Below are 5,954 nucleotides of genomic sequence, written 5' to 3'. Positions count from 1 at the left end.
CGCGGCCAGCAGCACGCTGCCGGCCAGGTATTCGCCGCGATAGAGTTCGGCAGATCCCGAATCCATCCTCACCGAACACGGCCACGCCCTGCTGCGCAATTTCCTGCAGCGCCCGGCGGCCTGATCCAAGGAGCACTCCGATGAGCTTCTCCCCCCAGGAAGCCCTGCATCGCACCATCGAGCATCGCGAAATCTTCTTCGACGAAATGGTCGACCTGATGCGGCAGATCATGCGCGGCGATGTCTCGCCGGTGATGACCGCCGCCATCCTTACCGGCCTGCGCGTGAAGAAGGAAACGGTGGACGAAATCGCCGCCGCGGCCACCGTGATGCGTGAATTCGCCCGGCCCGTGCAGGTGGCCGATACATCCCACCTGGTCGACATCGTCGGTACCGGTGGCGATGGCTCGCACACCTTCAACATCTCCACCTGCGCGATGTTCGTCGCTGCTGCTGCCGGCGCACGCGTGGCCAAGCACGGCAACCGCAGCGTGTCGTCCAAGTCCGGCAGTGCCGATGCGGTCGAAGCGCTGGGCGCCGCGATTGAACTGCAGCCGGCCCAGGTGGCTGCGGCCATCGCGCAGACCGGCATCGGCTTCATGTTCGCGCCGATCCACCATCCGTCGATGAAGGTCGTCGCGCCGGTCCGCCGCGAGATGGGCGTGCGCACCATCTTCAACATCCTCGGCCCGCTGACCAACCCGGCCAGCGCGCCGTCGGTGCTGATGGGTGTGTTCCACCCCGATCTGGTCGGCATCCAGGCGCGCGTGCTGCGCGAGCTGGGCACCGAGCGTGCCATGGTGGTCTGGGGCCGCGACAACATGGACGAGATCTCGCTGGGCGCCGGCACCCTGGTGGGTGAGCTGCGCGACGGCAAGGTGCGCGAGTACGAGATCCACCCCGAAGACTTCGGCATCGCCATGTCGGCCAGCCGCAACCTGCGCGTGGACAGCCCGGAGCAGTCCATCCAGATGCTGCGTGCGGTGCTGGACAATACGCCGGGCCCGGCGCTGGACATCGTGGCCCTGAATGCGGGTGCAGCCCTGTACGTGGCCGGCGTGGCCAGCGACATCGGCGACGGCCTGGCCCGCGCCCGTGCCGCCATCGCCGATGGCAGCGCCCGCCAGCGCCTGCAGCAGTACGTCGATACCACCCGCGCGCTGGTTGCCTGAGCGCGCGGTTCAGCCTGACCCACCCGATGGCCGATAATGGCCATCCTCACCGCCCCCGCATTGAACCGACGACGATGAGCGACATCCTGCAGACGATCCTGGCCCGCAAGGCCGAAGAAGTGGCCCAGCGCCGCGCCCAGCGCCCGCTGGAGGCGCTGCAGGCCGCCCTGGCCAGCGCCCCGCCGGTCCGTGGCTTCGTGCGCGCCCTGCAGGCCGCCGTGGCCAATGGCGACCCGGCGGTCATCGCCGAGGTGAAGAAGGCCAGCCCGTCCAAGGGCGTCATCCGCCCGGACTTCCGCCCTGCCGATATCGCCGTCAGCTACGAGTTCGGCGGCGCCAGCTGCCTGTCGGTGCTGACCGACGTCGATTTCTTCCAGGGCGCCGATGCCTACCTGCAGCAGGCCCGTGAGGCCTGCACGCTGCCGGTGCTGCGCAAGGACTTCGTCATCGACGCCTACCAGGTGTACGAGGCGCGCGTGCTGGGCGCGGACTGCATCCTGCTGATCGTCGCCGCGCTGGACGATACCCAGCTGGCTACCTTGTCCGAACTGGCGCTGTCGCTGGGCATGGACGTGCTGGTGGAAGTGCATGACATCGACGAACTGGAGCGCGCGCTGCAGGTGCCGGCGCCGATGATCGGCATCAACAACCGCAACCTGCGCACCTTCGAGGTCTCGCTGCAGACCACCCTGGACATGCAGAAAGCCGTGCCGCGCGATCGCCTGCTGGTGACCGAAAGCGGCATTCTGGGCCCGCAGGATGTGGCCCTGATGCGCGACGCCGGCATCCACGCCTTCCTGGTCGGCGAGGCCTTCATGCGCGTGGAAGAGCCGGGCGAAGGCCTGCGTCAGCTATTCTTCGCGGCATGACAACGCACTATCCAACGCCGCGCGAGGATGCGCCGCTGGTGGTCTTCGACTTCGACCACACCCTCTACGACGGCGATTCGGGTACCCATCTGTTCGCCTCGCTGATCAAGCGCAACCCGCTGCGCATGCTGGCCGCGCTGCTGGTCACGCCGGTCGCCGGGCCGATGGTGGCGATGCTGCCGACCCGCCGTGCCGGCATTTCGGTCTATGTGTGGATCGGCAGCTTCGGCCTGCACCGTGCGCGTGACTTCAACAAGGTCATCGACGCCTACGTGCTGCGCAACGAGGCGCAGATGCGCGCCAAGCTGCTGCCGCAGGCGCTGGAGGTGTTTGCCGCGCACCGCGCCAAGGGCGACCGCGTGGTGGTTGCCACTGGCGCACCGCCGGAGCTGGCCCGCGCCATCCTGGGCTTCGTGGCCCACCAGGATGTGCCGGTGATCGGCACCGAGGTCGGCCCGCGCCTGGGCGGCGTCGGTCCGACCCGCCATTGCCACAACGAAGAAAAGATGCGCATGTTGCGCGAGCGTGGCTACGGGCAGATCGACATTGCCTATTCCGACAGTACCGCCGATCTGCCGCTGCTGCTGGCCGCCAAGGCCCCGGTGGTGGTCAACCCGAAGCCGGGCAGGATCGCGTTCTTCCGCAGCGTGCTTCCGGCCGGCACCCGCATCCTCAACTGGGGCTGCGTGGACCGCGGCGGCGACAAGGCCTGACCGCCGTCTGTTGTAGAGTCGAGCCATGCTCGACTGCTTTTCGCGAAGAGCCGCCGGGCATGGCCCGGCGCTACCGATCTGGCGGCGGGGCAACTATCGCGCCAGGTACCCGGTCAGTGCATGCCCGATCTGGAACAGGCTGATGCCCAGCACCAGTACGCCCACGGCGACCAGTACCCAGCGCTCCTTCAGCCGCTTCACCAGCAGTGCCGCCACCGGCGCAGCCATCATGCCGCCAATCAGCAGGCCAGCCACGATCTGCAGATGATGCAGGCCCATCGACATCAGGAAGGTGGCTGAAACCGTCAGGGTCACCACGAACTCCGATGCGTTCACCGTCCCGATGGTGGTGCGTGCCTGGCCGCCACGGGCGAGCAGGGTGGAGGTGGCCACCGGGCCCCAGCCACCGCCGCCGCTGGCATCGAGGAAGCCGGCCACGAAGCCCAGCACGGGCACGCGCTTGACCTCGCCCTTGGGCATCAGCCGCCCCGCTGCGCGCGCAAGGATGATGATGGCCAGCACCAGCAGGTAGAGGTAGATGAGCGGACGTATGACCTCGCCTGGCAGCTGGGTCAGTCCGTAGGCGCCCACCGCACCGCCCACCGCGCCGGGAATGGCGAGGCGGAAGAACAGGCGTTTATCGACATTGCCGGCGACCAGATGCGACACACCCGAGGCGCCGGTGGTGAACACTTCGGCGGTGTGGATGGCCGCGCTGGCCTGTGCCGGCGGGATGCCCATGGCCAGCATCACCGACGAGGACACAAGGCCGAAGGCCATGCCCAGCGCGCCATCGACCAGCTGCGCGCCCAGGCCGATGAGGATGAACCACCAGAATTCGCTGCTCAGTTCCATGCACCGAGCCTAGCCGAACGGGCTGCGCAGGAGCCGTGTAGAGCCGAGCCCATGCTCGGCTGCCGTTCGCATACAACAGCCGAGCCTGGGCTCGGCTCTACAGGGCTGCCCCCGGCAATCAACGGGTGCCGTACAGCACCACGGTCTTGCCGCGGGCATGCAGCAGGCCGTCGGTCTGCAGCTTCTTCAGCACGCGGCCGGCCATTTCACGCGAACAGCCGACCAGGCGGGCCAGTTCCTGGCGCGAGACGCGCAGCTGGCTGCCTTGCGGGTGGCTCATCGATTCCGGCTCCTGGGCCAGATCATGCAGAGTGCGCACGATGCGGTCGGTCACGTCCAGGAACGCCAGGCGGCTGGCCTTGCGGCTGGTATCGAGCAGGCGCTTGGAAATCTGCTGGCCCAGCGCGTACAGCAGGCGCGGGGCATCGGCCGAGAGGGGGCCCAGGAACAGCTGGTGCAGGCGCTCGTAGCTGATTTCAGCCAGCTCACAGGCGGTGCGCGTGCGCAGGATCACCTCGCGGCGGTCCGATTCCACGAACAGGCCCATCTCACCGACGAACTCGCCGGCGCCGAAGTAGCCCAGCACCAGCTCGCGGTCGTCATCTTCCTCGGCCATGATCGAAACCGAGCCGCTGATGACGTAGTACAGGGTTCCCGCTGGGTCTCCAGGGCGGAAAACGTCGGTCCGGGTGGGATAACGCCGCCGGTGGCTGTGGGCCAGGAAGCGATCGATGGTGGCGATGTCCAAGGCCAATGGGCTGCTGGCTAGGCGCACGGTTGACACGATAGGGGCGCTCCCTCTGCGCATGAACGGATTCACGGGTTCGATGGCGGAGCTTAACCAGCGCACCTGTTAAGGGCAAATAGTGTGCCAGAGTCGTGACCCCTTCACGTTCCCCCCGGGGGCACTTTGCCCCATAATTCACCCTTTCCCTTCTTACACAGGAATCGACCGCCGTGGTCAAGCCGATGCCTCGCCTGAGGCTGCAGGGTTTCAACAACCTCACCAAGGCGCTGAGCTTCAACATCTATGACGTGTGTTACGCGCGCACCGAAGAGGAGCGTCAGCGTTACATTGAATACATCGATGAAGAGTACAACGCCGACAGGCTGACTCAAATCTTGACCGATGTTGCCGAGATCATCGGCGCGAACATCCTGAACGTGGCCCGCCAGGACTACGACCCGCAGGGTGCCTCGGTGACGATCCTGATCTCCGAAGAGCCCGTGATCGACAAGAAGCAGGCCGGCAAGGAGCTGATCTCCGATGCCGTGGTCGCGCACATGGACAAGAGCCACATCACTGTCCACACCTACCCGGAAACCCATCCGCAGGAAGGTATCGCGACGTTCCGTGCCGACATCGACGTGGCCACATGTGGCGTCATTTCGCCGCTGAAGGCCCTGAATTACCTGATCGAAAGCCTTGAGTCGGACATCGTGATCATGGACTACCGCGTCCGTGGCTTCACCCGCGATGTGAAGGGCAAGAAGCACTACATCGATCACAAGATCAACTCGATCCAGAACTTCCTGGCCAAGAACATCAAGTCGCGTTACGAGATGTTCGACGTCAATGTCTACCAGGAAAACATCTTCCACACGAAGATGCACCTGAAGGACTTCGACCTGGACCAGTACCTGTTCGAGGAAAAGGCCAAGAACCTGTCGTTCAAGGAACGCATGAAGATCGAAGCGCTGCTCAAGCGCGAGATCGAAGAGCTGTTCCACGGCCGCAACCTGTCCGAGTAAGACCCGTGTGCGATGCCGCAGGCATCGCCACCCAGGCGGGACGACCCGCCCTGTGGAACGCGCTACCCGCGCACGATCCAGTTCCACGGCGATGTACCGACCCACGGCCCGGTGTGAAAACCCCGGGCCGTTTTGTTTTTCTTCAACAAGGTGAGGAGCCCCATGCCCTGGATCTACCTGTTGCTGGCTGGCCTGTTCGAGATCGGCTTCGCGCTCGGAATGAAGTACTCCGAGGGCTTCAGCAAGCCATTGCCCACGGCCGCCACCGTCGTGTCGGCGCTGATCAGCCTGTATCTGATGAGCCAGGCGATGAAGGCCATCCCGGTGGGCACGGCCTATGCCATCTGGACCGGCATCGGCGCCATGGGCGTGGCGGTGCTGGGCATCTTCCTGTTCAACGACAGCGCCTCGCCGGCCCGCCTGGCCTGCGTTGGCCTGATCGTGGCCGGGGTGATCGGCTTGAAGCTGGTCTCGCCCAATTAATGGGTAGTGCCGGCCGCTGGCCGGCAACCACGGGTACAGCGGGTCCAACGGTCGGCGCCCACCACGAGCAGCAACCAGCAGCAGCGGCCAACTGTTGTATGGTGGTGGGT

The 5,954-nt window shown here is 65.8% G+C and carries 7 protein-coding genes and 1 pseudogene; 6 read left to right on the top strand and 2 right to left on the bottom strand.

Going from position 1 to position 5,954, the window contains the following annotated elements:
* Window positions 1-55 precede the first annotated feature (55 nt).
* From ACQKDV_RS17865 to ACQKDV_RS17850, 4 genes and pseudogenes are all read left to right on the top strand, one after another.
* Window positions 56-124: pseudogene (locus ACQKDV_RS17865) on the top strand (anthranilate/aminodeoxychorismate synthase component II); the annotation flags it as partial.
* 16 nt (window positions 125-140) lie between these two features.
* Window positions 141-1,172 carry an anthranilate phosphoribosyltransferase gene (gene trpD, locus ACQKDV_RS17860; RefSeq protein ID WP_427785531.1) on the top strand — a complete coding sequence of 344 codons (1,032 nt, stop codon included), beginning with the start codon at window positions 141-143 and terminating at the stop codon, window positions 1,170-1,172.
* A 74-nt stretch (window positions 1,173-1,246) separates the two neighbouring features.
* Window positions 1,247-2,041 carry an indole-3-glycerol phosphate synthase TrpC gene (gene trpC / locus ACQKDV_RS17855; RefSeq protein ID WP_108747535.1) on the top strand — a complete coding sequence of 265 codons (795 nt, stop codon included), beginning with the start codon at window positions 1,247-1,249 and terminating at the stop codon, window positions 2,039-2,041.
* On the top strand, window positions 2,038-2,754 hold the full coding sequence (locus tag ACQKDV_RS17850) for a haloacid dehalogenase-like hydrolase (protein ID WP_427785530.1): 717 nt from the start codon (window positions 2,038-2,040) through the stop codon (window positions 2,752-2,754). Before trpC ends, ACQKDV_RS17850 begins: the two co-directional genes overlap by 4 nt.
* A 93-nt stretch (window positions 2,755-2,847) precedes the next feature.
* Here ACQKDV_RS17850 and ACQKDV_RS17845 read toward each other — a convergent pair whose 3' ends face one another.
* Window positions 2,848-3,609 (bottom strand): sulfite exporter TauE/SafE family protein, encoded by a 762-nt coding sequence (locus tag ACQKDV_RS17845; protein ID WP_427785528.1) that lies wholly within the window; start codon window positions 3,607-3,609, stop codon window positions 2,848-2,850.
* A gap of 118 nt (window positions 3,610-3,727) precedes the next feature.
* Window positions 3,728-4,417, bottom strand: a complete 690-nt coding sequence (gene crp, locus ACQKDV_RS17840; protein ID WP_079225401.1) for a cAMP-activated global transcriptional regulator CRP — start codon at window positions 4,415-4,417, stop codon at window positions 3,728-3,730.
* A 149-nt stretch (window positions 4,418-4,566) separates the two neighbouring features.
* Here crp and speD point away from each other — a divergent pair, with 149 nt between their 5' ends.
* Complete coding sequence (gene speD, locus ACQKDV_RS17835) at window positions 4,567-5,361, top strand: adenosylmethionine decarboxylase (RefSeq protein WP_427785525.1); 795 nt, start codon at window positions 4,567-4,569, stop codon at window positions 5,359-5,361.
* Window positions 5,362-5,523: 162 nt separating this feature from the next.
* Window positions 5,524-5,844: a DMT family transporter gene (locus tag ACQKDV_RS17830; protein ID WP_079223883.1), complete on the top strand. Its 321-nt coding sequence runs from the start codon at window positions 5,524-5,526 to the stop codon at window positions 5,842-5,844.
* Window positions 5,845-5,954 lie beyond the last annotated feature (110 nt).

The sequence above is a fragment of the Stenotrophomonas sp. NPDC077659 genome (assembly GCF_050268705.1).
Lineage (GTDB): Bacteria > Pseudomonadota > Gammaproteobacteria > Xanthomonadales > Xanthomonadaceae > Stenotrophomonas.
The sequence above is the reverse complement of the archived record's forward strand: the minus strand, read 5'-3'. Positions and strand labels throughout refer to the sequence as shown.

Excerpts from the sequence above, each read along its gene's own strand:
- trpD (WP_427785531.1), top strand. The coding sequence starts at position 141 with ATGAGCTTCTCCCCCCAGGAAGCCCTGCATCGCACCATCGAGCATCGC.
- trpC (WP_108747535.1), top strand. The coding sequence starts at position 1,247 with ATGAGCGACATCCTGCAGACGATCCTGGCCCGCAAGGCCGAAGAAGTG.
- ACQKDV_RS17850 (WP_427785530.1), top strand. The coding sequence starts at position 2,038 with ATGACAACGCACTATCCAACGCCGCGCGAGGATGCGCCGCTGGTGGTC.
- ACQKDV_RS17845 (WP_427785528.1), bottom strand. The coding sequence starts at position 3,609 with ATGGAACTGAGCAGCGAATTCTGGTGGTTCATCCTCATCGGCCTGGGC.
- crp (WP_079225401.1), bottom strand. The coding sequence starts at position 4,417 with ATGCGCAGAGGGAGCGCCCCTATCGTGTCAACCGTGCGCCTAGCCAGC.
- ACQKDV_RS17830 (WP_079223883.1), top strand. The coding sequence starts at position 5,524 with ATGCCCTGGATCTACCTGTTGCTGGCTGGCCTGTTCGAGATCGGCTTC.